The organism is Paenibacillus medicaginis (assembly GCF_042138635.1).
In the GTDB taxonomy this organism is placed as follows: domain Bacteria; phylum Bacillota; class Bacilli; order Paenibacillales; family Paenibacillaceae; genus Paenibacillus; species Paenibacillus medicaginis.
In genome coordinates this window covers 39,865-63,698 of the sequence record NZ_JBHIRY010000016.1, presented here as the reverse complement: position 1 = coordinate 63,698, position 23,834 = coordinate 39,865, and the positions used below count along the sequence as shown (strand labels likewise).

19 protein-coding genes are annotated in these 23,834 nt (G+C 48.8%); 3 read left to right on the top strand and 16 right to left on the bottom strand.

Annotated features, from left to right (window positions below):
- Positions 1-172: 172 nt before the first annotated feature.
- The 4 genes from ACE5LO_RS16455 to ACE5LO_RS16440 form a co-directional block, all read right to left on the bottom strand.
- Entirely contained in the window at positions 173-1,471 is a 1,299-nt protein-coding gene (locus ACE5LO_RS16455) for a glycosyltransferase family 2 protein (RefSeq protein ID WP_375521099.1), read from the bottom strand.
- A gap of 158 nt (positions 1,472-1,629) precedes the next feature.
- Complete coding sequence (locus ACE5LO_RS16450; RefSeq protein WP_375521162.1) at positions 1,630-2,529, bottom strand: GGDEF domain-containing protein; 900 nt, start codon at positions 2,527-2,529, stop codon at positions 1,630-1,632.
- Positions 2,530-2,553: 24 nt separating this feature from the next.
- The gene (locus ACE5LO_RS16445) at positions 2,554-3,645 is read right to left on the bottom strand and encodes a glycosyl hydrolase (protein WP_375521098.1); all 1,092 of its coding nucleotides are present in this window, start codon (positions 3,643-3,645) and stop codon (positions 2,554-2,556) included.
- Between the two features lie 159 nt (positions 3,646-3,804).
- A complete protein-coding gene (locus ACE5LO_RS16440; RefSeq protein WP_375521097.1) occupies positions 3,805-6,780 on the bottom strand; it encodes an S-layer homology domain-containing protein in 2,976 nt (991 codons plus the stop codon).
- 304 nt (positions 6,781-7,084) lie between these two features.
- On the opposite strand from ACE5LO_RS16440, the gene ACE5LO_RS16435 reads away from it, so the two are divergent.
- Entirely contained in the window at positions 7,085-7,534 is a 450-nt protein-coding gene (locus ACE5LO_RS16435; protein WP_375521096.1) for a MarR family winged helix-turn-helix transcriptional regulator, read from the top strand.
- 79 nt (positions 7,535-7,613) lie between these two features.
- The gene (locus tag ACE5LO_RS16430; protein ID WP_375521095.1) at positions 7,614-8,390 is read left to right on the top strand and encodes a pirin family protein; all 777 of its coding nucleotides are present in this window, start codon (positions 7,614-7,616) and stop codon (positions 8,388-8,390) included.
- A gap of 42 nt (positions 8,391-8,432) precedes the next feature.
- Here ACE5LO_RS16430 and ACE5LO_RS16425 read toward each other — a convergent pair whose 3' ends face one another.
- A complete protein-coding gene (locus ACE5LO_RS16425; protein WP_375521094.1) occupies positions 8,433-8,741 on the bottom strand; it encodes a winged helix-turn-helix transcriptional regulator in 309 nt (102 codons plus the stop codon).
- A 129-nt stretch (positions 8,742-8,870) separates the two neighbouring features.
- Between ACE5LO_RS16425 and ACE5LO_RS16420 the strand changes: the two genes are divergently transcribed.
- Complete coding sequence (locus ACE5LO_RS16420; protein WP_375521093.1) at positions 8,871-10,037, top strand: MFS transporter; 1,167 nt, start codon at positions 8,871-8,873, stop codon at positions 10,035-10,037.
- Positions 10,038-10,244: 207 nt separating this feature from the next.
- Here the strand turns inward: ACE5LO_RS16420 and ACE5LO_RS16415 are convergent, their stop codons facing one another.
- From ACE5LO_RS16415 to ACE5LO_RS16365, 11 genes are all read right to left on the bottom strand, one after another.
- Complete coding sequence (locus ACE5LO_RS16415; RefSeq protein ID WP_375521092.1) at positions 10,245-10,997, bottom strand: RQC-minor-1 family DNA-binding protein; 753 nt, start codon at positions 10,995-10,997, stop codon at positions 10,245-10,247.
- Positions 10,998-11,050: 53 nt separating this feature from the next.
- Positions 11,051-11,266 carry a hypothetical protein gene (locus ACE5LO_RS16410; protein ID WP_375521091.1) on the bottom strand — a complete coding sequence of 72 codons (216 nt, stop codon included), beginning with the start codon at positions 11,264-11,266 and terminating at the stop codon, positions 11,051-11,053.
- A 37-nt stretch (positions 11,267-11,303) separates the two neighbouring features.
- Positions 11,304-11,696 (bottom strand): type II toxin-antitoxin system death-on-curing family toxin, encoded by a 393-nt coding sequence (locus ACE5LO_RS16405; RefSeq protein WP_375521090.1) that lies wholly within the window; start codon positions 11,694-11,696, stop codon positions 11,304-11,306.
- Between the two features lies 1 nt (position 11,697).
- Entirely contained in the window at positions 11,698-11,991 is a 294-nt protein-coding gene (locus ACE5LO_RS16400; protein ID WP_375521089.1) for an AbrB/MazE/SpoVT family DNA-binding domain-containing protein, read from the bottom strand.
- Positions 11,992-12,114: 123 nt separating this feature from the next.
- Complete coding sequence (locus ACE5LO_RS16395; protein ID WP_375521088.1) at positions 12,115-13,227, bottom strand: response regulator; 1,113 nt, start codon at positions 13,225-13,227, stop codon at positions 12,115-12,117.
- A 25-nt stretch (positions 13,228-13,252) separates the two neighbouring features.
- Complete coding sequence (locus ACE5LO_RS16390; RefSeq protein WP_511227995.1) at positions 13,253-16,351, bottom strand: hybrid sensor histidine kinase/response regulator; 3,099 nt, start codon at positions 16,349-16,351, stop codon at positions 13,253-13,255.
- Positions 16,352-16,477: 126 nt separating this feature from the next.
- A complete protein-coding gene (locus ACE5LO_RS16385) occupies positions 16,478-20,227 on the bottom strand; it encodes a cadherin-like beta sandwich domain-containing protein (protein WP_375521087.1) in 3,750 nt (1,249 codons plus the stop codon).
- A gap of 516 nt (positions 20,228-20,743) precedes the next feature.
- Positions 20,744-21,268, bottom strand: a complete 525-nt coding sequence (locus ACE5LO_RS16380) for a GNAT family N-acetyltransferase (RefSeq protein WP_375521086.1) — start codon at positions 21,266-21,268, stop codon at positions 20,744-20,746.
- 221 nt (positions 21,269-21,489) lie between these two features.
- Positions 21,490-21,771 (bottom strand): hypothetical protein, encoded by a 282-nt coding sequence (locus ACE5LO_RS16375; RefSeq protein WP_375521085.1) that lies wholly within the window; start codon positions 21,769-21,771, stop codon positions 21,490-21,492.
- Positions 21,772-22,389: 618 nt separating this feature from the next.
- On the bottom strand, positions 22,390-22,845 hold the full coding sequence (locus ACE5LO_RS16370; RefSeq protein ID WP_375521084.1) for an IS1096 element passenger TnpR family protein: 456 nt from the start codon (positions 22,843-22,845) through the stop codon (positions 22,390-22,392).
- Between the two features lie 235 nt (positions 22,846-23,080).
- A complete protein-coding gene (locus tag ACE5LO_RS16365) occupies positions 23,081-23,809 on the bottom strand; it encodes a Fic family protein (RefSeq protein WP_375521083.1) in 729 nt (242 codons plus the stop codon).
- Positions 23,810-23,834 lie beyond the last annotated feature (25 nt).

Sequence of the window (23,834 nt, the reverse complement as noted above, 5' to 3'; positions counted from 1 at the left end):
CTCGACGTATATTCATAGGAGCCAGACCGCGTGTAGCGAAAACAAAAAATAGCCCTCCCAGTCGGCTCGAATGATCTCAATGTATCAAGCCGCTGTTAGAGCTATATATTAGAAACGTAAAATCTGTGCCGTGCTTTGTAAAACGATGTCGAAATATCGGGGCAGGGCAGCTTCAGCCGAACCGCTGCGTTTTATACCATTTATTGCTTTGCCGTCCCGCGACCTTATCCAGAATGATGGACCCGAAGGCTTTCACCGAGATAATCAGAAACAGCTGGGCATATGTGAAATACGATAGGCAGGAGATCACAAAGTTCTCCGTGTTGCTCTGTCCGATATCGGAAGCAAGCGCTAGATTAATCTGCAGCACGTAGATAAAATACATCAACGCCCAGGCCACGACCAGATAGACATAGACATCACTTGTAAATTGGAGTGGGCTGTTTATATCCGGGAAGAACAAGTGAACGATCTGATAAATGATATTGATCACAAAAATGATGTCCGAAATTATAATCGCCAGCATAAACCAGAAGTAACTGGCCGCATAATACATGACGTGCAGCTTGATACGCCAGCTTGTTTTGTCAAATAAATGATGGAAGTTATCCATAATAACGTGGAAGTTGCCTTTGGACCAGCGCCCGCGCTGCTTCATATAAACGCTAAGCTTCTCAGGCTCTTGCTGGTACGCCTCTGCCTGCGGAGCCAGTGCAATCAGTTGGCCTTTCTTCATAATTTCAAAGGATACCGCCGTATCCTCCGTAATGGCATCTTCATCCCAGCCGCCGATTTCACGCATCAGCTCAGACTTCACGATAAAATTCGTACCCGGAATCGTGCCGACCTTGAACAGCTCCCATAGTCCGGTATGATGCACACGCTGGATCGTAACCAGTTCCTGGTTAATACATTTGGACAGGAAGTTCTGGCCCCGGTTACGAGCCTTGTTGCGGCCAAAGACCGCCCCATATAATTCAGGTTTTTCCAGCGCTTTCTGCACCAGAAACAACAGAGCATTGCGCTCCGGTGCCGCATCGGCATCATATACGCAGATCCACTCTCCCGTGGCCAGCTTCAGGGCATCATTTAATGCCCCGGACTTGCCACCCGTGCCTGTGCGCTCGAAAACCATAAAATCACGGTGCCTGTAGCTGGATCTGCTCTTCAAATCCCGCAGCTTGTCCGCCGTCTGATCCGTACAATTATCCGCGATCACAATGATCTGCACTTTATCCTCAGGATAGTTCAGACGCAGGATGTGCTCTGCCGTAATGGCCACGACCAGCTCCTCATTATGGGCCGGCACGAGCACCGTAACTGTCGGAAAGTCGTCCATATTTTCCGGGATCACAAAATTCGTCCGGTTCTGCCTGTTCATGAAACGAATGGCCCCGGCCATAATGACAACCGCTTCCGTTACTGCAATCCAAATGCTTATGATGGTTACAAGAAGTATAAAATCAGTCACTTGGTCTCCCCCGATCATATTTGCGATTCACTTGCGCCCGGAAGACCAGTGTCGCTGCCGTCAGAACCAGAATGGTAATTGTAAAAAAAACACTGACTCCAATACATAAAGGGATGAACCAATCCAAGTAGCTATGCATCTGTGTCAAACCTCTCCCCTTAAATATACTCTCCGATCAAATCTGTCTCCGTATTTCGTTCCAATGCGGCGATTACGCTGTCTGTGTTCTCATATTTGCTAAACTGCTCAGGATGAAATACAAGCGCGCCCGAACGGACCACCAGCCTGAGCGGCCTTCCTTTCAAATCTGTAAAGGGAGCATCCATCATCGCTTTTTTAATACGATCTGTCAGGGATTCCAAAAATTCTGCAGGGGTCATGGGACAAATAATGACGAAGCGGCCGTTATCAATAAAAAACTTGTAATCCTCGTAACGGAGCTGCTTCTGGATGGTGTCGGACAAGTCTCTCAGCAGCGATGCATACCCCTGTGATCCAAGCGACTCCTGCACAAGCGGCAAAAATTCAATTTTAAACATGGCCACGCAGAAGCCGTACCTGCTCGGATGTCTGCGGGCCAGATTGGACTGCTTGACGATTGCGTCAGCAAACGCATCTTTGTTGCCCAGCGCCGTATGCGGATCCATTTGCGGATTTTTCCGCTCTATGTCGTCCATGCGCTCCAGGAAGCGGCTGCTCCGGATCAAATACGTTTTAATCAGTGTGGCTGCCAGCACATTGGCCGGAATCAACAAAAACGAGGAAATGGCCAATACCTCTGGCGGAGCAAAGGTGGCGAGCCATACAAGGTAACATACGAGAAATACAAATATCCCGACGACCGACACCCCCACCGGCAGCAGCAAGCCGGCAACCAGCGCTACAAGCACCGCTGCATTAAAAAGCAAATCCTGTATCGTATAGGACTGGGTTAAGTAGATATCCAAAAAGACAAACTGCTCCTGCAGCAGAGCAATTGCAATCAACAATATGTATCCCCATGTCACGCCTTTGAGAGGTATTCTTCTGCCGAGTTGTGTCATTCTTTCCGTTGTCATCATGTCACCTGCACATTCTTGATTTTAATTCATGGTTTCCTCTGCAATCAGAGGAAGCAGATTGTCAAACAAATGCGTATCCTTGTCAAACACATAGCCTCCGGGATAGGCGGGATCCTGCCCGCGAAACTGCAGCATGCGGTCGTATAACTGACGGGCAAATTCCGTATCGCCTGATTTCAACGCCAGCAGAACAGACAGGCCATAGACGGCAGGAGATTCATAGGGCGCATCAGGCAGCCTTGTGTCTCTATTGTAGCGTCCCGGGATTTGATGCTTTTGTCCGAATTCGGTTTTCAGGAACGTGAGCAGTTGGTCGGATGAACGACCGATTTGCGCGCAGTTCAAAGCGACGAGCAGCTGATCGATCAGATTGACTGAATCATCATAAATGTAGGTTTTCTTATCGATATCATACATTTTCGGGTAAAAAACACCATCATCCGGCATATCCGTCAACAGCTGCTTATGTCGTTCGTAAACAGGCTGCTCGAGAACCCCGTTGCGGGTCATATTCGATAGCGCGGACATATCCACGTAAGCAAGGCTTAGTGTACCTGCCGCATGGTCATTTGCAAAATCACGGAAATCAACAAAAATACCGTCCTTCATAACCGATGAAACGAGCGTTCGTGACAGCTCATCCGCCGTTGCACTGTAGCTCTTCTCATCCCATTGGTCTGCAGCTTTCCACAAGGCATCGATAATCCGAAAATCATCCCCAAGCGCATTGGTGCTCACCGTGGACTGACCGTCCTCCGTCAGCTTCCAGGCAATATAACCCTCAGGCTTGATAAATTTGCTCTTTAACAGCTCATAACCGGAATCAAACAGGGACTTGTCCTGCTTCAGCAAAGCATACTGCATCCACAGCCCCACCGATTCCGAGAGCGCCTCTCTGCCTGCAACGATCTCCGGCACCGTAGAAGTTCCTTCCTTAAGATAGCTTGCCAAGGTTCCGTTGGCATTGGTCATGTGCTGTTCAATAAACTGTTCCGTGGAGGGTGTCTGGGATTTCCGCATGTTTTCCTTCCAATACATAAATGCGGCAATGCTGCCGCCAATAAGAAATACCGATAGCAGGATAAGGACATATCCCGAGGATCTCTTGTACATTCAGTCACCTCTGTTAAATTTGTGCGTTAGAGTCTCTTTTAGGCCCTATTACCTATTGAAGCACATAATATAGGAACATTCCATATCTATTTAAATGGAAACAAAAAAACCAACCACTGACGACCTTCAGGCCATCAATGGTTGTTGGAATACACTTGTTTATTTGTCGATTAAATTCGTCGTCTTCAGCATTCTCGCGATCATTGCTGTTGCTTCCGCACGCGTAATCGTGGCTTGCGGGTTGAGCATCTTAGGACCGTTGCCCTGAATGATGCCTGCCTGAATCAATTGCGCCACATCCGCTTTGGCCCAGTTCGATACCTCTGCCCCATCTTTATATTGAGCCAGTACAGAAGTATCTTGTCCGGCCGCATTCTCGGATTGGATCAGGCGGTATGCACGGGCGATTATCGCGAAGGCTTGCTCTCTCGTAATTTGCTTGTCGCCGTAGAAGTCGCCATCGTTATAACCGCGAACGATGTCGTACTCATCTGCAATCGCGACAGCATTTGTATACCACGCGGATGATGAAACATCCGGGAAGTTCACCTGAGATGCTTCCTGACGCATCAGTCCCAGGCCGAGAACCGCGATCTCCGCGAACTCGGAGCGTGTTACACTCCGGTTCGGAGCGAACGTATTATTTCCGTTCCCTTTCAGATCCAGTCTTGCCGCGATGTTGTTAACATCCTCTTTACCCCAATGGTTTCTTACATCATCGAAATCCTGCGGATTCCAGATAACAGAATAAGTTCCACTGCTGCGCAAATCATTGATTTGTGCAAAATAACGGTCGCCGATCTTGGTCACAACAGTTGGCAGATGATATACGCTGCCGTCTGGATTCACCACGACACCTGTTGTGATCCGGTTTGGATCAACACCTTCCGGCAGAGCGATATACTTCACTGCATAGCCGTTCAGTTGACCGGCTCTTACCGTTTGGCCGCCATGGCTAAACGTCAGATCCAGATCGACTGGGTCAACCAGCAGCTCATAACCTTCCGCTGCTGCCTTGCTTTTCGCAGATGCGATCACATCTTCGGATGCACGCTTAATATCGATGCGAACCGCAATATCGCTCAGCGCTGCATTGTCCAATTGGCCAGCCACAGCAGACAGGTCCATTTTGCCAGCTGGAACTGGATAGATCGCCAGCAGGTTGCTGATTTCCAGGCTTGCTCCTTTATCGGACAGTTGTTTAAGTGTGTCCGCTGTCAGGCCTTCTACGGTCATGTCGCCTTCATTTGGCGAGTGAATCGCCAGCTTCTGGCCTGTTCCTTGGGAAATAGCGTCTGTCAGCTTGCCCTGATCCACTTTAACCGCCGTTACCGTACGGCCATTGGAAGTCGATACCGTTCCGGTTGCAAACGGATTGTCATTGCCGTTCAAAGTAACGTCGAGATTACCTTTTGGAGCTTCTGGAGTTGTTGGCGTAGTTGTGCTTCCGCCACCACCACCGCCGCCATTGCTGCCTTTGTCGTCATCATCGTCGTTATCGCTGCTGCTTCCGTAGCTTCTATAGACCGTCACCGTATACTCTCTATACTGACCATCTTCATCCGTGACGCGGACGACAATGGTATTCGAACCGCGATTCAGCTCAAGATTACCGCTGAGGCTGCCGCTGGCCACTTCTTGCCAGTCGTCGTCTCCGTATACGTCGTCAACTACACGAATTGCAATCTTGGCGTTTGGATCAAGCGACGTTGGGGTTAACTGCATCTCATACACGCTTTTCCCCACACTCATCGTATAGGTTGTCCGTTCCGGATCAAATGCCGGATTCAGGCTTCCTGTAGATGGAACAAGCGAAGTCAGCCTGCCGCCAGTGCTCGCTTTTTCACGAACAATTTCAATTGCGTACTCGCTCAAAAGGTTTCCGTTCTTGTCATAGACGCCAACGGTCACGGTATTCTTGCCTTCTTCAAGCGGGAGGTTGTCCCAGTCGCCTACAGCGACCTCTTTACCGTTCAGGTTAACCCGTACCTCTGTATCTTCCGGATACTGTGCAGTCGGATTAATGCTGATGTTGTACACATCGTTCGGCACATTAGCTGTGTAACGAGTTTGGCTTGGATCGAACGCTGGAGCCAGGTCAATCCCGGAACCGTCCTCGTTCTTTAATTGCAATTCCTTTAAAGAAGACCCTTCCAGTACGTCCACTTCTGTCGTTTCCGTGATGAAGTCACGTGTGAAATCGGAATTATACTCAACGATAACTCCCGGATCTTTGTAGGCGCTAGTGCCGCCATGTGTATTATTTACGCCTAAGTAACGTATATCTGTATTGTTGGTGTCCAGAAGAAGTGTAAGATGGACGTAGTCGTCACCATTAAATTTATATTTATTCGATTGCTCAAGACCTGTGTACTGATTCTTTGTTACATAGGTTGTCAGGGTATTACTAGCAGTGTCCCAATTGGGGGCTTTAGTTTTAGTAGCACCTATAAAGCTAATAAAGTTCCAACCTGGCATACCTGCAAAGGAAGTCTTGAATTCATTAAACATACTGGCAATGGCCAACATTTCCGCAGGATTATTTGCTGCTGGCTCCACAAGATGTCCCTTATTGTTCGTCGCAGTAGTCACAGCATCGTTAAAAGTCATGCTATTCTGTCTTGCCACGTATACAAAATAACGCCCATCGTAAGCACGCGCAGATGTTTTCCCATCACTCAGCGGTGCCCCTGGCACTACGTTTACTGTGACCTTTTGGGTTTTCTCTGAATCTTGCTTAAATGTCATACCTTGAATTGCTGCCTGGATGTCCTCATAGGTATTGGAGCTTGTAAAATTGAATATCCGATGGGTAGCAGAGGATTTGTCAGTGGTAATACCGCTGATTTTGATACCATCCGTTAACTCAGTAATACCGCTGGCAAGAGTTCCGACGGCAATCGAACCGTTATTTACAGCCACTGTAAAGTATCCGCCCGTTGCTTTAACGACACCTGTGCTTCCAAATGCAGCATTTGCTAGCTGATAGGTCGTTTCGGATAATCGAACGGGGGTACCAGGATCAAGTGCTGGTGTAGCCGCTGCTCTTACTTGTGACGGATGAAATGGCAATATCGTCAATACCATAACGATTGCCATTAGCACCGACAATATTCTTCGATTTTTTAGTTTCACCTTTTTTCCCGCTAACGAAAGCATGTAGGAATGCCCTATTGCCAATTTCTTTCGATTAGCAGATTTCCCCCTTTTTATAGAATGATTGGTCGACTACTTTCAACTCAAGCGCCTCAGCTCTTGCACAACAATTAAACACTCGACAAAAGCTGACACTTTCACATTATAATGACCAAACCTCTACAAAATCTCAACATTCCGAAACATTTTTCGCTTAGGTGTTGACAGCATTCCATTCCCGCAGTATATTTATCTCAATTTAAAGATTATTAATAAAAAGATTCCATTAAGGCTGGTGATTATCATGCCTCTTCAACTGAACGATGCCCAAGCCACTTCACTCAAGTTATTCGTCGTTCTCTCCAAAGCCTACAAAGCCATTTCAGATCAGGTCATAAAGGATATTAGACAATACGGTCTATCCCCTTCCGAATTTATGATTCTGGAGGTGCTATATACGAAGCGGCGTATCCCCCTGCAGCAAATTGGGGAAAAAATATTAGTGACAAGCGGCAGCATCACCTATAATATCGACAAGCTGGAGAAGAAGCTGCTGTTAAGACGCGTTCCCTGCCGGGAAGACCGCAGAGTGATTTATGCTGAAATTACCGACGCCGGCGATGAGTTGTTCAATCGGATCTTTCCGGACCATGCGGCAATTGTCCACCATTTAATGAGTGGAGTTGACCAGGATGATCAGGAGGCGGCGATTGCGCTGCTCAAGAGATTGGGGAAAAGCGTGAAGCCAGGTTAGGCGCACCTCTATCCTTCATATCCTTCATATCCTTCATAATAGTAGCAATTTTACGTTTTCAAAAGGAGGCTGATCATTCATGCAACCAAGAGTATATACCCCTGCCATGCAGGGAAAGGGCGAATTTGACGGCGGGAAAATCAAGGAACAAAAGCCCATCGGCTTCTCGGGCGAAGGATCGGTCATCAAACGTGTCGGACCCCTATTTTATTGGGCCTGGGGAACCTCAAACGCGGACGCCATCATCGGTCTGCACCCACATGAAGGCTTTGAGATTTTGACCTATGTAGTGGAAGGCTGGTCCTCTCACAAGGATACCCTGGGAACGGACAGCGCAGTGGGCGCAGGCGGGGCACAGGTCATGCAAACCGGCTCGGGAGTCAGCCATCAGGAAAAGCTCAGCTCGGATACAGAGTTTTTTCAAATCTGGTTTGAGCCTTATTTGGCGGAAGCGATGCTGAGACAACCGGCCTATCACCAATATGAGCATGCAGATTTCCCACTTGAAAGCTATGAAGCAGGTTATAAAGTAAAAACGGTACTTGGCAGCAACGCCCCTATCAAGCTCGTGGCCGACGCAGAAATGTGGGACGTTGAAGTCAGCGGCGGAGCCCGGTATGAGCACACAGTACCTGCAGGCTACACTTTAACGGCTCTTGCTATTCGCGGGGACGGAGCATGGGGAGAAGCTGGCGCAGCGAAACAGCCCATTCCTTTTCATCATAAAGATTTCGTTGTTGGGTATGCGGATTCAGGTACAACGGTAGAAATCACGAGCCCGAATCAAGGGACTCTGCGGCTAATCCTTATCAAGGTGCCGACAACCGTCAGCTATCCGCTTCAACCGAAGCGTTAATATCAGGAGTGTTAAGCTATGCGCTCCATATATCCCGGCAGATTATTGCCATCGGAGCGCCCAATTTTCCATTTCGGTCAGTGACTGTTTAAAGTCCATTCCTTTCTCCGTCAGACTATACTCAACCGTAACCGGCACGGTAGGAAATACCTTGCGGTGCACGATTCCTTTCACCTCAAGATGCTTAAGCGCGTTCGTTAATGACTGTGTTCTGACGACAGCCACATCACGATGCAGCTGCTTGAATCGTTTCGGCCCGGCAGCCAGCTTGGCAATAATGAGAATCGACCATTTGGCCTCAAGCACCTCCAAGAATGCGCAGGTATGCATAAACTCCTCGTTCATATCCATGATGTACCCTCCACTTTCTAAAGTATAGTTGATCAATTTATTTGGTTTATATCCATTCATTTTGCCTTCTTATCTAAGGTTAGCTTCTTCATTATAATACAACCAAGACTTAAGAAGGGAATGGTACTCATGTATCGATCAGCTATTTACCTGCTTGCGCTGGCGGTGTTTCTGACGGCTACTTCGGAGCTGGTCATCTCCGGTATTCTGTCCATCGTTGCGAACGATATGGGCATTTCACTTGCCGCTGCCGGGCAGCTCATCACCTTTTACTCACTTTCATTTGCCATTGGCACTCCTGTTGTGATATCACTAACGTCCCGCATAGGACGTAAAAAGCTTCTTTTCTCGGCCATGGTTGCTTTCACAGCAGGCTGTGCGTTATCAGCTATAAGCGTATCGGCGGCCATGCTGATGGTGTCGCGGATTATACTTGGCGCAAGTTCCGGCGTTTTTCTGGTCACCGCATTTGGCATAGCAGCCAAGCTGGTGCCCGCTGAGAAGCTGGGCAGCGCGCTCGGAACTATTATTCTCGGCTTCAGTACCGCCATGATTTTGGGCGTGCCCGCAGGCATTACGATCACGGAGTGGCTGAATTGGAAATCCATTTTTGTGCTGCTTGGATTGCTGGGCATCGTGATTGGTATTGTCCTGTTTCGCCTGCTGCCGGAGATGGAAGGAGACGAACCGGCTCCATTTTTTCAGCAATTCAAATGGCTGGGGAGCTCCGCCGTGATTATCGGCCTGTTGATCACTTTGTTCCGTGAAGGCGGGAACTCCGTTATGATGACGTATTTAACGCCATATTTGCAGGAGCTGTATCATTTGCAAACATCGGAGTTGGGGCTTGTTATGCTGGGGCTGGGAGTCATCGGTGCGATTGGTTCCCGGATAGGCGGGTATGGTGTCGACCGCTGGGGGCCCGCCGTTGTCATAGGTTATGCCCTTCTGACTCATGCGGCAGCGTTCATGCTGCTCCCCTTATCCGGCCACGTTCCTGGATTCGGATTTATTTTGATCGCCTTTGCTATTTTGGCCATGTTTGCTGCAGGACCGGCCATGCAGAGCTATTTTATTCAGAAAGCGCCCCATTCAGCTAATTTTATTCTGAGCATAAACACATCCGTCATCCATCTTGGACTGGCGGCAGGAGCAGGCATTGGCGGCATCGCCGTTAACCGGGTAGCAACACTCGCATATCATCCCTGGATTTCGGGCGTTCTGCTGCTGCTCGGGCTATCAGCCTGGACGTGCGGGGCCGTATTGGGCAGAAAACGCGCCGAAACGGTGCAGTGATCATCAATAACCGTTGATAAAAGAAACTGGTTCCTCCTCTGCATTTTTTTATTCATGAGCTAGAAGGATATAAATTCAAGTAACAAGATGATATCGCACCATTTTGAAAATAAACAAGCAAAAAAGCGGCCCTTTCCGGTCGCTTCTGTCATATACATTAACAGTCATCTCCGTTCGCCCCCGTCAACGGATACGATTAACATCCGGTCACCTCACGTGTAAATGACCTTCCATACAGTTTGGACACTTGTCCGGAAACCGTAAACCATCGCTCATGTAATATTCCGGATTCGTCTCTTCAAATATAAAAGGGCCTCCGCAGGACTGACATGCCAAAAAAATCGGGTCCTGCGAGCTAATGATGAGTGATCGGGCACGCTCCGCCAATAACTGCTTCCATTCCGCATCATCCATATCATCGCTCTTTTGCAGCGCCTGGATCACATGGCGTATTTCAGCCTGTACTTTTTTGAAATCGATGCGTTCCCACAAAATCAAAAAGGAAATATACTTCCTATTTCTGGAGCATAAAATTTTGTACAAGAACAAGAAGATCATACCCCGATTTCGTTCTTTCAAATATTCCATGCTGATTGGAGTTACGTTATTCTCCAGCCAGCGATTCCATTCTTGCAGGAACTCTTCAGCCCGTCTCTCCCTCTCGATCGCCCATCCACGAGGAGTAAATACAATTAGAGGGTACTTGCCGCGAGTCTCCGTTTCCAAAAAATCGGTCCGGATCATCTGATCCACTTTATCCATGATCTGCTCCAATGTAAGGTCTTTATAGTAACCATACGAAGGGTTTTGATCTAATCCAAGCTCCAGCACCTTACGATCCTTTGAACCTTTCAAAATTTTCGCAAGCAGCGTCCTTCCGCCCTGGGCAATAATTTCGTCGGCTGCCCGCAGAATGGCCCGTAGTTCAGATTCTGGCAATGGTTCCACTCTCTTTCTCATTCCTCTTCGTCCTCCGGTCTATCAAAAATCAGCCATTTCTCATCCTCACGAACCTACGCTTCATAACTCTCATGCGGAATCGTAGCGTAAAGGCTTTCCTGATCGGCAAGCCTGTCCATCTCCTCCCATGTTATACCATAAGGAAATCCCCACCCCGTATACCCGGCAATATATGCAAACGTCCCATCAGACCATGGAGCTTCGCCTAATTGCTGCTCTCGTTGCCTTGCGGATCTGTCTTGCTCTTGCAGCCGCCTCTCTCTGTTCATTCTTTTGCCCCTTCCGTAGACTTACAAAAAGAACAGCTCAACTTTCCTCAGAATGCTCTTCCAGAATAGAGGCGATGGTCTCCACCGAATGCAACCCTTTAGCAATATCGACGATAAACTCCACGGCATATTTACGTTCCATTTTTAGATGGTTTCCATTTAATATTAAGAACGATTTTGTAACAATATAGGCAGTGCGTTTATTCCCATTATGAAAGCTATGATTTTTGACCAGAGATTCTAACAACGCCGCTGCCTTATCAAATAAGGTTGAATACGCATCTTCTCCAAATATACTTTGCTGAGGTCTATGTATCGCAGATTCCAGTAGGCCATGATCTTTTACACCTGCCTGCTCTGCGTCATTCATTCTTTTCATCATAAAATAGTGTGCTGCAACAACTTCTTCTTTGGTCAAAAGTTTTGTCATATCATCGGTCCCTTAAATCCTCAAAAATCTCCTTGTCCTCTTCAAACACATCAAAGAAAGCTTCCAAAACCTCGGGGCGAACATGATCAGGCAGCTTGCCTTGGCGAGCTTTTTTAACTGTTATTTCACCACGTTCATTTTCAATGAATACGATTTCGTCTCCCTGCGTTACATTTAATTTTTCGGCAAGACTTTTAGGCAAGCTTACACCCAAACTATTTCCCATTCTCCCTACTTTTCTGAAATAACGAGTCACTTCCTGTTTGTCGTTCGCCACCTTGACCACACCATTCATTTTATATTCTCCTATCCATAGTATGATCGATACTCATTCAGTTATACCTTATAATTGTAATAACAGTTGTAACATATTTATGTACATTTATAAAGCAAACCAAACTAATAGTGCTATACTGCTTTATCTCAAATAGGATGCCACCCGTTCTCTCATCTCAAGCGGCGGCTCCAGCCCCAGCTCCATGCGATAAGAAGCCTCGAACCGCGCATAATGCCTGGCGATTTTCTCCTTAAACCCGCGGTCTGCATACATGTCTAACAATATCTGATTCATCTCCTCATCCAGCGGGTACACGGCCAAGTACGCATGGAGCCTGTGCTCTGCACCGATCCAGTTTTCCTCCGATAAATCACGCTGGATCAAACTTCGGGTTAGCGCCGTGAAATGCTTTCCTAACGCTTCCTCATGTGGAACCTTCCACAGATAAGGCTTTCCATCCAATAGCGGTCCCCGGTACAAGGAACAGAGCCGCTCTGCTTCCCCATAATCCGCCAATCGTTCGGTGCGGGTCGGATCAAACCGCTGGTAATCAAGCACATCGAAATGTTCGTCAAGGGTTTCGAGCACGTAGCCATCCCGCGTTTTCCGAATATCCATACCAATGGCATGCCCTTTCAACATTTTCTTGATCTGATAGATCGTTTGGTGCAAGCTGTGGGAAGCCCGTTCTTCCTCAATATCCGGCCACAACAAGTCCGTCAGCAGCCATTTGCCAATCTCCCTGTTCGAATGGCATAGAAAATACGCAAACAATTCTTCCGTCTTGCGGGTTGGAAAACGGATCTGCGCTCCTTTCGGATTGCGCACCTCGAAACTCCCGAAACAACGAATGACGGAAGCACCTCTGCCCCTTCCGCCCGGAACAGCATCATTCTTCCTGTTTGCCAGACGCTCCGTGACCCGCTCGATAGCGGCCGGTGTCACAGGCTTGAGTATATAGTCAAGCGCCTGAACTCCGAACGCATCCAACGCGTATTCCTTGTAGGCCGTCGTGAAGACAATCTGCGTCTGCTTCGATAACTCATTGATATTTTGTGCAAGCTCAAGCCCATTCATCTTGGGCATTTCCACATCGAGGAAAGCGACATCCGGTCTGAGCTCAGACAGACAGGCCAGCGCCTCAAGCGGATTGGTGAAGGCTCCTGTAATCGTATAGTGGGGATTTCGCCCAATGACAACTTTCATTAAATCCAGAATCGGCTTTTCGTCTTCGACAATGACAGTGTTAAACAATTTCGTCCCTCCGATTGTTGGCTATTCAACTCTTTTGGCTTCCGTCCTGATGAAGAGGTAAATATATCGTCACCTTAGTCCCGCGCCCGATCTCGGAGCTTACGGTCAGTGCAGCCCCAGGGATGGAATCGAGACGTCTACGAATGTTGGAGATGCCGATGCCCCCGATGGACCGTTCACCATTCGATATTTGATAAAGAAGATCATCCGGAATGCCGACACCATCGTCTTCGATCACGACCTTCATATAACGGTCTCCCTCGTGAATCGTAAGTGCAATCTGCCCATGTCCCTCTTTCTCGAACAGTCCGTGCCGGATCGCATTTTCAACAAACGGCTGGATGCATAAAGAAGGAATTTCTATATGATGAAGGCTTTCGTCAACATGGCAAACAAAGTCGAACCGCTCCCCGAAACGGGCCATCTCGATCTCGACATATGCATGAATCAGCTCCAGTTCCCGGTATAGAGGAACATACAAAGTAGAACGATCCATCTCCAGAATATAGCGAAAATATTGACTGAGCATCGATAATAAATAGGCCGCTTTTTCTCCATCCGTATAGCAAAATGAAATAACGCTGCTCAGAGCGTTGTACAGAAAGTGCGGCTTGATCTGGGCTTGATGGAATGCATGTTCATTGCGGATCGCCTCCTGAATCGAGGTTTTCATCGCAATCAGCGTCTGAATTCTGGCGATCAGCGTCTCCCCGTCAAACGGCTTGGTCACATAATCGTTCGCCCCTGCCCTGAAGCCGAGCGCAACGTCCTGCGGCGTATCCTTGACCGTCGCAAACAAGATGGGCAGATCAAGAATGGAATAATGAGCGCGCAGCGTCTGGCACAGCTCGATACCTGAAATTCCCGGCATCATCACATCCAGAATGACAAGATCGACATTCGAATACTCGTTCATTTTGGCTATCGCCTCTTTAGCCGAGAACGCTGTAATCACATTGTACCTATGCCTTGTTAGAATATTCAGCAGAATATGGATATTGGAAGCTTCATCATCCACGATCAGGATTGTATGCTCATGCTGGTCCACAATATCCAGCGAAGCATCGTTTAAGGTGTTTCGGGGCCGATCCTCGGCGGTATAAGCCGCTTCATGAAAAGCCGGCATCCGTTCCACACCCGGCAGCGAGAACGCCATTCGTGTTCCTTGTCCGACCTCCGACCAGTCCACCTGGATTTCTCCGCCCATCTGCTCGACGAGCTTCCGGCTAATGTACAGACCAACTCCCATACTTGTATACCCGTCCTGCGGAAGCGGCCCATCAAGCTGTTCGAAGTAATCGAATATCGCTTCATGTTTATCCTCGGGAATCCCGGTTCCCGTATCCTCGACAGAAATACATATCGTATCGCCGGTCACACTTGACATCACCTTGATTGTCCCTTTTTCAGTATACTTCATCGCATTATGGACAAGGTTATACATCACCTGGCGCAGCCGGTTCTCGTCGGCCAGTACCCAGACATCGGGACCGACTTGATTATCCAATCGCACAGCTTTACCTGCAAGCTCAAACTGCAGCACATCACATACAATTTGCGCAGCCACCCTGACATCCACAATCGTCTGCTGCAAGCGCAGCTCCCCATGCCTCAAGCGGGTAACGTCGATCAAATCGTGAATGAGCATGGACAGCTTGACGGACGTATCCTTGATCAACCACAGGTTCTGCTTTTGCTTCTGCGACAGATTTCTTTCCTCATCATCCAGCAGATGGGACGCCATATTCAAAATGCCATGCAGCGGGGTCTTGAGCTCATGGGAAGTGTTCATCAAAAACTCGTCCTTGAGCTGATTGGAGACCTTCAACTGATGCGTAAGGATCTCTGTCTTCTCATAAGCATTCGAGAATCGGACCGCAAGCAAAATATTTATGAAAATGATGAAACAAATCACCCCGAATTTTCCAGCCAAATCCGTCGGCACTACATTCTCTGAATAGAGGCTTCCGTCCACCAGAAAGATCATCAACGCCATACTCCCGCCAATAAACAGCAGCAGTTCCTTCCGCTCGGATGAATCTCTCTTGCTTTGGACATACAGATAAACCATTCTGCCCATAATGTAGATGATAGCCATTCCCATATAAAGAAAGAAAACATATTTTGCTTGGATATGCACACGATAAGGCAACACAACAACCGCCGCAATATATAGGACTACCGGAGCCAGTATCAGTTTCATCATCCGAAGCGACATGAGACGAGCTTCCACAGAGCAGAAAAACAGGATGATCATCGCCGCGCTGATAAATTCGCTTACATCCAGCAGCTTGTAGGCAATGTCAAAAGGAAGGTCAGGCAGCGTCCTCTGCAAAATCTTCTCGCCGTAAAGCGCTTTTTCGAGCAATATAAGCAGCAAATACAGCCCGCTGAGCAAATACGTTTTCTCTCTTCGCCCAAGGAAGTAGAAGCTGAGATGATAGGCTCCGAACATGCCAAGAACCAATATAGTCCCGATATCGGTGCCGAGCTGGATCGCGCTTAGCCTCGCCACATCTTTATCCAATCCGAACGAGATTGGACCAGCGATCCCACCGGTGACAAATACGTAGTTGGACACTTGAATCACAATTTCGATTTCTTTGGAATCGGTATGAAAAAACACTGAATAAGGCGTATTGCCGGGCTGATGCGCCGAGTCATCGGCTGCAGGATGCCCGCTCTCTCCCTTCAGTTTTCCATTCACGAACAACCGATGGGACATGCGGATGCTCTTTATTTTTAGACCTAACACTTCATCCGTCACTTGATCTGTAACCAGCACCTTCAACCGGTACGTTCCGTATCCTTTTCGGTTCATACCGCCATTCGCCGATTTTCCTTTCCATGTGCCAGGTACAGATAAATACGAGACCTCCGGACGCGTTCCTTCACGAAAATCGGCAGGCTCCAGCAATTCGCCTTCATAAAATTCCCATTCTCCATCCAGGTTGACCCATCCCTGCTTATGGAAATCCCAATTTGACAAATCCAACACTCCCCGCTTCGCAGGCGGCATGTCCCGATTCGGTATCGTTTGGGCATAAATAGCGGCGAACAAAGCAATAGAGAATGAAAAGATCAAGCCGATTCCGATGATCTTGCGGTAACGCCCCCTTTTCAATACACAGTCCCCTTCCTTCGCAATTCAACTCTGCTCTTTTCATTCTATCATTACGCACTCACAAAAAAGCAAGGGCCGCCCTTCAGCTTCATATCCGCTTTCGGACGGCCCTGCTCGGGCTGCATATTACTTGTAATCTCTGTCGTCGATCAGCTTAGCCTTTTCCAGCATCCGCTGCACGATGGCCGCAGTCTCCGCTCTCGTAATGTCGCTCGTCGGCTTCAGCCCGGCATCTCTGCCTTGAACCAATCCGCTCTTCACAGCCACAGCGACCGATTGCTTCGCCCACGCGTCTACCGCAGCGCCGTCCGCAAATGCGGCAATGGCTGATACCGCGTCTGTGCTGTTGACGTTTGTGTCGAGTCCCGTCCACTTCATCGCCCGTGCTATCATCACCATCGCTTCTTCACGCGTGATCGTCTTCGCCGGACGGAATGTTCCATCCTCATACCCCTCAATGATGCCGTATTCCTGCGCTTTCGCCACCGCGCCGACGTACCAGTCGCCAGACTTCACATCACCGTACGCTGAGGTTTTCCCGTTGTCGGCCAGTCCCAGTGCTCTGACGATAATCGCCGCAAACTCGGCGCGGGTGATTGCCGCATCCGGATTGTAATGCGTCTCGTCAACCCCGTTCACGATCAGACGCGAAGCCATGTCGCTCACTGCTTCCTTGGACCAATGACCTTCTGTGTCCGCAAACGTCATCGGGTGCCAAATCAAGGTGTACGTGCTGTTCGTCAAGCTGTTCACAACTGCGTAATACTTTCCGTCATGAACGGCACTGAAGGTCGGCACATGAAAGACCGTTCCGTCCGCCGCAAGCACGGTAGCGGTTGTAATCTTGTTGGGATCGATGCCGTCCGGCAGCGGAATTTCACGTTCTACATACGCATTGAACTTGTCTACGTCCGCCGTTTTACCGTTGTACGAAGCAGTTACCGTGAAATCGACCGGCGGTACGACGATGCTGAATTTCCCTTTCTCCGCCGCACTTTCTGCGAGTTTGTTCTTCGCTGCGTCGCTTTTCGCAATGTCCACATGAACGACGATGTCCGGCAGCTTCACTTGCCCGCCAAGCTGCTCCGACAAGCGGGCGATCGCGATTTCCGCCGCAGGCAGCTTGTAGTTTCCGTTAGCCGTCTGCACTTCCAATACGGCCTGCCTGTTCTCCATAGCTTTTATTGCGTCCCCTGTCAATACAACCGTCACTTTGTCCGCACTCACCGAGGCAACAGGAATGATGATGACCGGCTTGTCGCCCTCTTTTGCAAGCTGCTCCATCAATTTGGCCGTATCCACCGTCGCCGCCAGCACCGTTTTTCCGTCCTCATGGGTTGTAGTGCCTGTGGCGATTTGATCATACTTCTTGCCGTTCACAATGACGCTGAACCCTGTCGAGTTATTAGAAGCTGCGCCCCCGCTGTTGGTGGAAGGCGAGCCCGTCGAAGACGAACCGGAGGAGGAAGAGCCTGTACCCGACGAGCGCGTCACCGTCACGGTGTACGTCTGCATCGTGCCGTCCTGCGCCGTCACGACCACCTTGATCGTGTTGATGCCTACGCTCAGCGGCAGCGAATCGGAAGCTGCTCCGCTCGTCAACGCGATCGGACCCATTACCAAAGTGCCTGCGCTGTTATATACGCTCGCCGTCACCGTGGCGTGAGCGGAATCATATACCGCCTCCGTCACTGTCGCATTGCTGTAGCTCACCGTCGGCGTTACCGTAATACTGCTCACACGGTTTCCCACGCTCGCCGTATAGCTTGTCGTGCCCGCCGCAAACGCCGGACTTAAGCTCCCGCTCGACAGCGTCAAGCCGCTCAATTCCGCTTTGCTGCTCAACACGCGCGTTACCGTTACGGTGTACGTATTGGTTGTACCATCCTGCGCCGTCACTACGACCTGGATGGTGTTGACGCCTACATCTAACGGAAGCGAAACCCCCGCTGCTTCGCTGGTCAGGGAAATCGGGCCGTACGTGCCGGAACTATTGTATACGCTCGCCGTTACTGTCGCATTGCTGTCGCTCACCGTCGGCGTTACCATAATGCTGCCCACGCTGTTCGCCACGCTCGCTGTATAGCTTGTCGTGTCTGACGCAAACGCCGGACTTAAGCTCCCGCTCGATAGTGTCAAGCCGCTCAATTCCGCTTTGCTGCTCAACATACGCGTTACCGTCACCGTGTACGTCTGCTTCGTAGTTCCGTCCTGCGCCGTCACCACGACCGTAATCGTGTTGCTGCTCCCCACGCCCAGGCTGATTTCACCCGACGCCGAACCGCTCGTCACTTCCGTTCCGTTCACCGTTACTGTCGCATTGCTGTCGCTCACCGTCGGCGTTACTGTGATGCTGCCCACGCTGTTCGCCACGCTCGCCGTATAGCTTGTCGTGTCTGACGCAAACACCGGACTTAAGCTCCCGCTCGATAGCGTCAAGCCGCTCAATTCCGCTTTGCTGCTCGACGCACGCGTTACCGTCACCGTATACGTCTGCTTCGTAGTTCCGTCCTGCGCCGTCACCACGACCGTAATCGTGTTGCTGCTCCCCACGCTCAGGCTGATTTCACCCGACGCCGAACCGCTCGTCACTTCCGTTCCGTTCACCGTCACTGTCGCATTGCTGTCGCTCACCGTCGGCGTTACTGTTATACTGCCCACGCTGTTCGCCACGCTCGCCGTATAGCTTGTCGTGTCTGACGCAAACGCCGGACTTAAGCTCCCGCTCGATAGCGTCAAACCACTCAAGTTCACGTTGCTGGATGTGAGTCCTACTTTCCGAATCCGATTGTTATTAAAATCCGCGATATACAGATTGCCACTGTTGTCCACAGCTACTCCAAACGGATTATTCAATTGGGCCGTCGTCGCCGCTCCTCCGTCTCCCGAATAGCCCGCTTCTCCCGTGCCCGCCACCGTGCTGATGTTCCCCAACGAATCTACTTTCCGAATCCGTTGGTTAATCGCATCCGCTATGTACAGATTGCCACTGCTGTCCACAGCTACATCAAACGGATAATACAATTGGGCTGTCGTCGCCGCTCCTCCGTCTCCCGAGTAGCCCCACTCACCTGTGCCCGCCACCGTGCTGATGTTCCCCGATGAATCTACTTTCCGAATCCGATTGTTACCCCTATCCGCGATATACAGATTGCCGCTACTATCCACAGCTACTCCTTGCGGGTCACTTAATTGGGCCGTCGTCGCCGCTCCTCCGTCTCCCGAATAGCCATTTTCACCCGTGCCCGCTACCGTGCTAATGTTCCCCGACGAATCTACTTTCCGGATCCGATTGTTCATAAAATCCGCGATATACAGATTGCCGCTGTTGTCCACAGCCACTCCAGTCGGGCCCGCCAATTGGGCTGTCGTCGCCGCTCTTCCGTCTCCCGAATAGCCCTCTGAACCCGTGCCCGCCACTGTACTGATATTCCCCAACGAATCTACTTTCCGAATCCGATTGTTATTAAAATCCGCGATATACAGATTACCACTGTTGTCCACAGCTACTCCAAACGGATTATTCAATTGGGCCGTCGTCGCCGCTCTTCCGTCTCCCGAATAGCCCTCTGAACCCGTGCCCGCCACTGTACTGATATTCCCCGACGAATCTACTTTTCGGACCCGATTGTTCGCATAATCTGCGATATACAGATTGCCACTGCTGTCCGTAGCCACTCCAGTCGGGTTCGCTAATTGGGCCGTCGTCGCCGCTCCTCCGTCTCCCGAATAACCGCTAGTCCCATTACCTGCCGCCGTGCTGATGGCGCCGCTGCTTGCAGCATGGGCTTTTCCCCCTGACAGTTCAGGCAGCATGGCCGCCAACAGCAGAACAATCAGCACACAGGCCATAAGCTGTTTTACCTTTTTACGCATTCATTTTCCTCCATCGCATCGTTAATCACATCTATCCTTGCTTACAACTGTCGAAAACTTGTACAAATCGCGCGTAATAACCGTTCCATTGCTCCTCCTTTCCCATGAAAATCGACTCCTCCCCGGTTGAAACGGCAGCTCGCCTACACGGATGATGCATCGCCATACAGTCTATCAAACCGTTCTCAAAAGATTCTCAAAAAAATCGCGAATGCTGCCGCATCCAATAACGATTAAAAGTATGAAAAATGTTCCTAGAGGAACCTAAAAAATACAATATCTTTGAGCAGGTGCAGAGAAATGCTGCGCAAAAAGAGGCTGTCCCTAAGTCATTCTTCAATGACATTTAGAAACAGCCTCTTTTCCGCTATTTAAGCGAAGTAACGTTCGTATGTTGTATTCTTCCCTCGTCAGATAGCTCTTTTAACTGTACCTGCTTAGTACTTTCCGCCAATACGTTACAACGCGGCGTAGACTTTGTTCATGCTGCTCTCGTTACTCCGTTCAGGACTGTCGTCAGCCGCGCAAATGCTTTCGAAGTGTGACCAAAGTCAGATCATCGCGGAGCGGTACGCCTACACTTGGATCGTCATAAGGAAATGGCTCAATCTCGCCGGTCCGTTGATAGCCCCTTCGCTCGTACCAATTGATCAGTGTGTCCCGAGCGTCGATGACCGAAATCTTCAGGGATCGCGCGCCGCGTTCGACCACGAATGTCTCGGCGGCCGCCATGATCGATTTACCAAGTCCCGCAGTTTGAGATACCGGGCTGACGGCCAGCATCGACAGATACCATTCTGCGTTTTCAGTCGGGCGAACAGCGACGCATCCTTGTATCTCGTCGGATGTCTGTTCCCTTGCGAGCAGAATTGTTGTTGGTCCAGTTTCGATATTGTGAACGAGGGCCTCCCGGTCGACACGAGGTCCTTCAATTAGATCGGCTTCTGTCGTCCAGCCCTGTGACGAGGCGCCGCGATACGCCTGATTGACAAGTTCAACAACGTTGTCGAGATCATCGTAGCCAGCAATTATCAGTTGCATATTATCATTTCTTCCTCCATTGAAAATGGCTCATCTGTCCGAATCAGCATACCCAAGCAATCCCACGGGAGGATCATAGCTGTGAGTGATTTTTTTAGGCGCGAACGCGAAATCATATGCCAATTCTTCTCCTAAATGAGCCAATAATACTGGGAACTTTGCATCAATCCTCGGGAAAATCACTTGGTTAATTTCCTGCTACAATTGTCAATTGTTTTGAATCAATCATCAATCTCTACCTCAAAGCCTTCCTGCAAAACTAGACCTACTTTAACAAAATCAAATTTCTTGGAATACACGATCTCTACTCCGCCTACACCCCTAATTTTGTTCAGAAAGTCTCCAGGTTCAATCTTAACCCCAATATCATCCACTGCATCGGCACCAAAAATCGTCCCCGCCGATCCCGTATAAAGTAATACATTTTTCAAGTGAAGTTCTCTTCCAAGGTAACAAATGGTAACTTCAATAAATGGAAGACCATATCTCACATTAATTTTCATCGCGGTCCTCTTACTCCCGCCCATTTCTCACGAAGTTTCAACATTTCTCGGGAAGTGTGAAAAAAACCATATTCCCGATGAGGCTGCCCTCGGTGCAATTCATAATAGCGTTTCATTGCAATTGTAGAATCGTTAAATCGATCAATCAACGCCACTTCGTCGATAAACCAATACCCGTCCTCTGAACGAGATTTTAATGCCTCACAGACCACCCACTCATTATGAAACTGTTCACGGACTTCCTCCCATCGCATCCTCATCACCTCTGGAAGAATTAATTATTTCCAACGTAGCATAAACGACTAAAACAAAAAGATATGTATGTGTACACGCCTGTTGATTAACCAAAATAAGGTATCTAAAAATTGAAAAAAGGCCGATCTTTCGGTAAAATCGATTCCACCACAGAACTCGATTCGAAAGAGGCGACCTCATGAAAAAGTCTACCACGTTTACAAACCTAGTTCAAATGCTTTTGAAAGAATCAAAGTCGAAGATCTTTTGACTTTGATGGCATTTTATCCATATTGTCCCTTGGTGCAGTCGTTGGAATCGAGCAGTACGACAAACTGTTTTTCTTCCCCAACTACGCCTCTCCCACAACATCTGCATAATCAGTTAAACTTCATCCTCGTCATTCTCATCCGAGAAGCCGCCATACTGATCGGGCGCCTCTCCTTTAGCTTCCAGGAGAGCAGGCAGCTTCGTGCCTCTCAGGTCTCCATCTTCCAAATATTGAACAATGAACCTCCACTCATCACCATAGTCGAATAACAGCAGCATCTTTTGTTTGGGTGTATGAAACACCTTGCTGACTTTAGCCTTCCTCACACCCGGAAAATTCATCCTTTCGCCGACATCGGCAAACAACTCGTATCCTTCCTCAGACCGGGCCCAGTTTTTCAAGTTGTCATAGAATCCGAACAAATGATCCATATCAAAATCAAACTCAGCCAGCGCGACCGCCGCAAGATTGTACAGGCTCGCATTCTCCTGTATGGCAATTTTACGGTAAGGTTTCCCACGAACTGCCCCATTCCAATCCGTCAAGGTTATCTTGAAAATTTTCGCCATATACGTTCACACCAACCCATGGATTTTTTCTTATTCGACAAGCTTTTTTCTTTTCATAGTTTGTGAGAAATTCCGATTCAACTTATGATAGTTACAAAATCAACGTTTTTAGGTCTTCTTAAATCAACTTTCGCATTGGGTAAAGTGAGAGTGACGAACCCCTGTCCGAAGATAACGCCACATAAGCTTCTACGGTGTAGTCACGGTTGTGATGTCACGTAGGCTGACGCCCCATTTAAATAAGTCGCAGGTAAAGATCAAAAGTTCTGTTTAGAGTCCTAGTGACCAAACCTATAAATTGGCTATGATCACCTGTAGTATGAGCCAAATCAAGTGCCCTGTAATATTCAGCTCGATCTTCCTTTTCAATAACGATTGGGGGATAGCCGTTCTTCATCAATTCAAAGTTCAACAGTAAACGAGCTGTTCTACCGTTACCATCGATAAATGAGTGAATTTTCACAAACTCAATGTGAAGTAAAGAGGCCCTCTCCAGAGCATGTACATTCGTTTGCCAATGAAGATCATAATGTTGTATGAGCTCTTCCATAAGAGCCTTTACTTGAACAAAATCAGACGGGATATGTGTGGCCCCGCTAATAATAACATTTTCATTCCGGTAAGCTCCAGCATGTTCGTCATCAATACTCTTAAGTATAAGGCGATGTATGCTCTTAATTTGCCACTCTGATAAAGGCTCCTGCCGTCTAACGATATCCTCCACATAAAGAATGGCTTCTTTATGATTAATCACTTCCAAATGCTCTTTAATGGTTTTTCCACCGATCGTGATTCCTTCGAGGGCTACTTTTGTTTCAGATAACGTTAGGGTGTTCCCTTCTATAGCATTGGAGTGGTATGTCCAGTTTACAATCAGATGCTCTCGGATACTTCGCAAAGTGTGTACGGGCAAGGGCCTCTTTTGATCAAGCTCCTGTTTCTTTTTATCTATTTCCTCAAACATTAACTGTCACTTCCCTTCCCAATAC

Excerpts from the sequence above, each read along its gene's own strand:
- ACE5LO_RS16450 (WP_375521162.1), bottom strand. The coding sequence starts at position 2,529 with ATGACAACGGAAAGAATGACACAACTCGGCAGAAGAATACCTCTCAAA.
- ACE5LO_RS16445 (WP_375521098.1), bottom strand. The coding sequence starts at position 3,645 with ATGTACAAGAGATCCTCGGGATATGTCCTTATCCTGCTATCGGTATTT.
- ACE5LO_RS16435 (WP_375521096.1), top strand. The coding sequence starts at position 7,085 with ATGCCTCTTCAACTGAACGATGCCCAAGCCACTTCACTCAAGTTATTC.
- ACE5LO_RS16430 (WP_375521095.1), top strand. The coding sequence starts at position 7,614 with ATGCAACCAAGAGTATATACCCCTGCCATGCAGGGAAAGGGCGAATTT.
- ACE5LO_RS16425 (WP_375521094.1), bottom strand. The coding sequence starts at position 8,741 with ATGGATATGAACGAGGAGTTTATGCATACCTGCGCATTCTTGGAGGTG.
- ACE5LO_RS16420 (WP_375521093.1), top strand. The coding sequence starts at position 8,871 with ATGTATCGATCAGCTATTTACCTGCTTGCGCTGGCGGTGTTTCTGACG.
- ACE5LO_RS16415 (WP_375521092.1), bottom strand. The coding sequence starts at position 10,997 with ATGAGAAAGAGAGTGGAACCATTGCCAGAATCTGAACTACGGGCCATT.
- ACE5LO_RS16410 (WP_375521091.1), bottom strand. The coding sequence starts at position 11,266 with ATGAACAGAGAGAGGCGGCTGCAAGAGCAAGACAGATCCGCAAGGCAA.
- ACE5LO_RS16405 (WP_375521090.1), bottom strand. The coding sequence starts at position 11,696 with ATGACAAAACTTTTGACCAAAGAAGAAGTTGTTGCAGCACACTATTTT.
- ACE5LO_RS16400 (WP_375521089.1), bottom strand. The coding sequence starts at position 11,991 with ATGAATGGTGTGGTCAAGGTGGCGAACGACAAACAGGAAGTGACTCGT.
- ACE5LO_RS16385 (WP_375521087.1), bottom strand. The coding sequence starts at position 20,227 with ATGCGTAAAAAGGTAAAACAGCTTATGGCCTGTGTGCTGATTGTTCTG.
- ACE5LO_RS16380 (WP_375521086.1), bottom strand. The coding sequence starts at position 21,268 with ATGCAACTGATAATTGCTGGCTACGATGATCTCGACAACGTTGTTGAA.
- ACE5LO_RS16375 (WP_375521085.1), bottom strand. The coding sequence starts at position 21,771 with ATGAAAATTAATGTGAGATATGGTCTTCCATTTATTGAAGTTACCATT.
- ACE5LO_RS16370 (WP_375521084.1), bottom strand. The coding sequence starts at position 22,845 with ATGGCGAAAATTTTCAAGATAACCTTGACGGATTGGAATGGGGCAGTT.
- ACE5LO_RS16365 (WP_375521083.1), bottom strand. The coding sequence starts at position 23,809 with ATGTTTGAGGAAATAGATAAAAAGAAACAGGAGCTTGATCAAAAGAGG.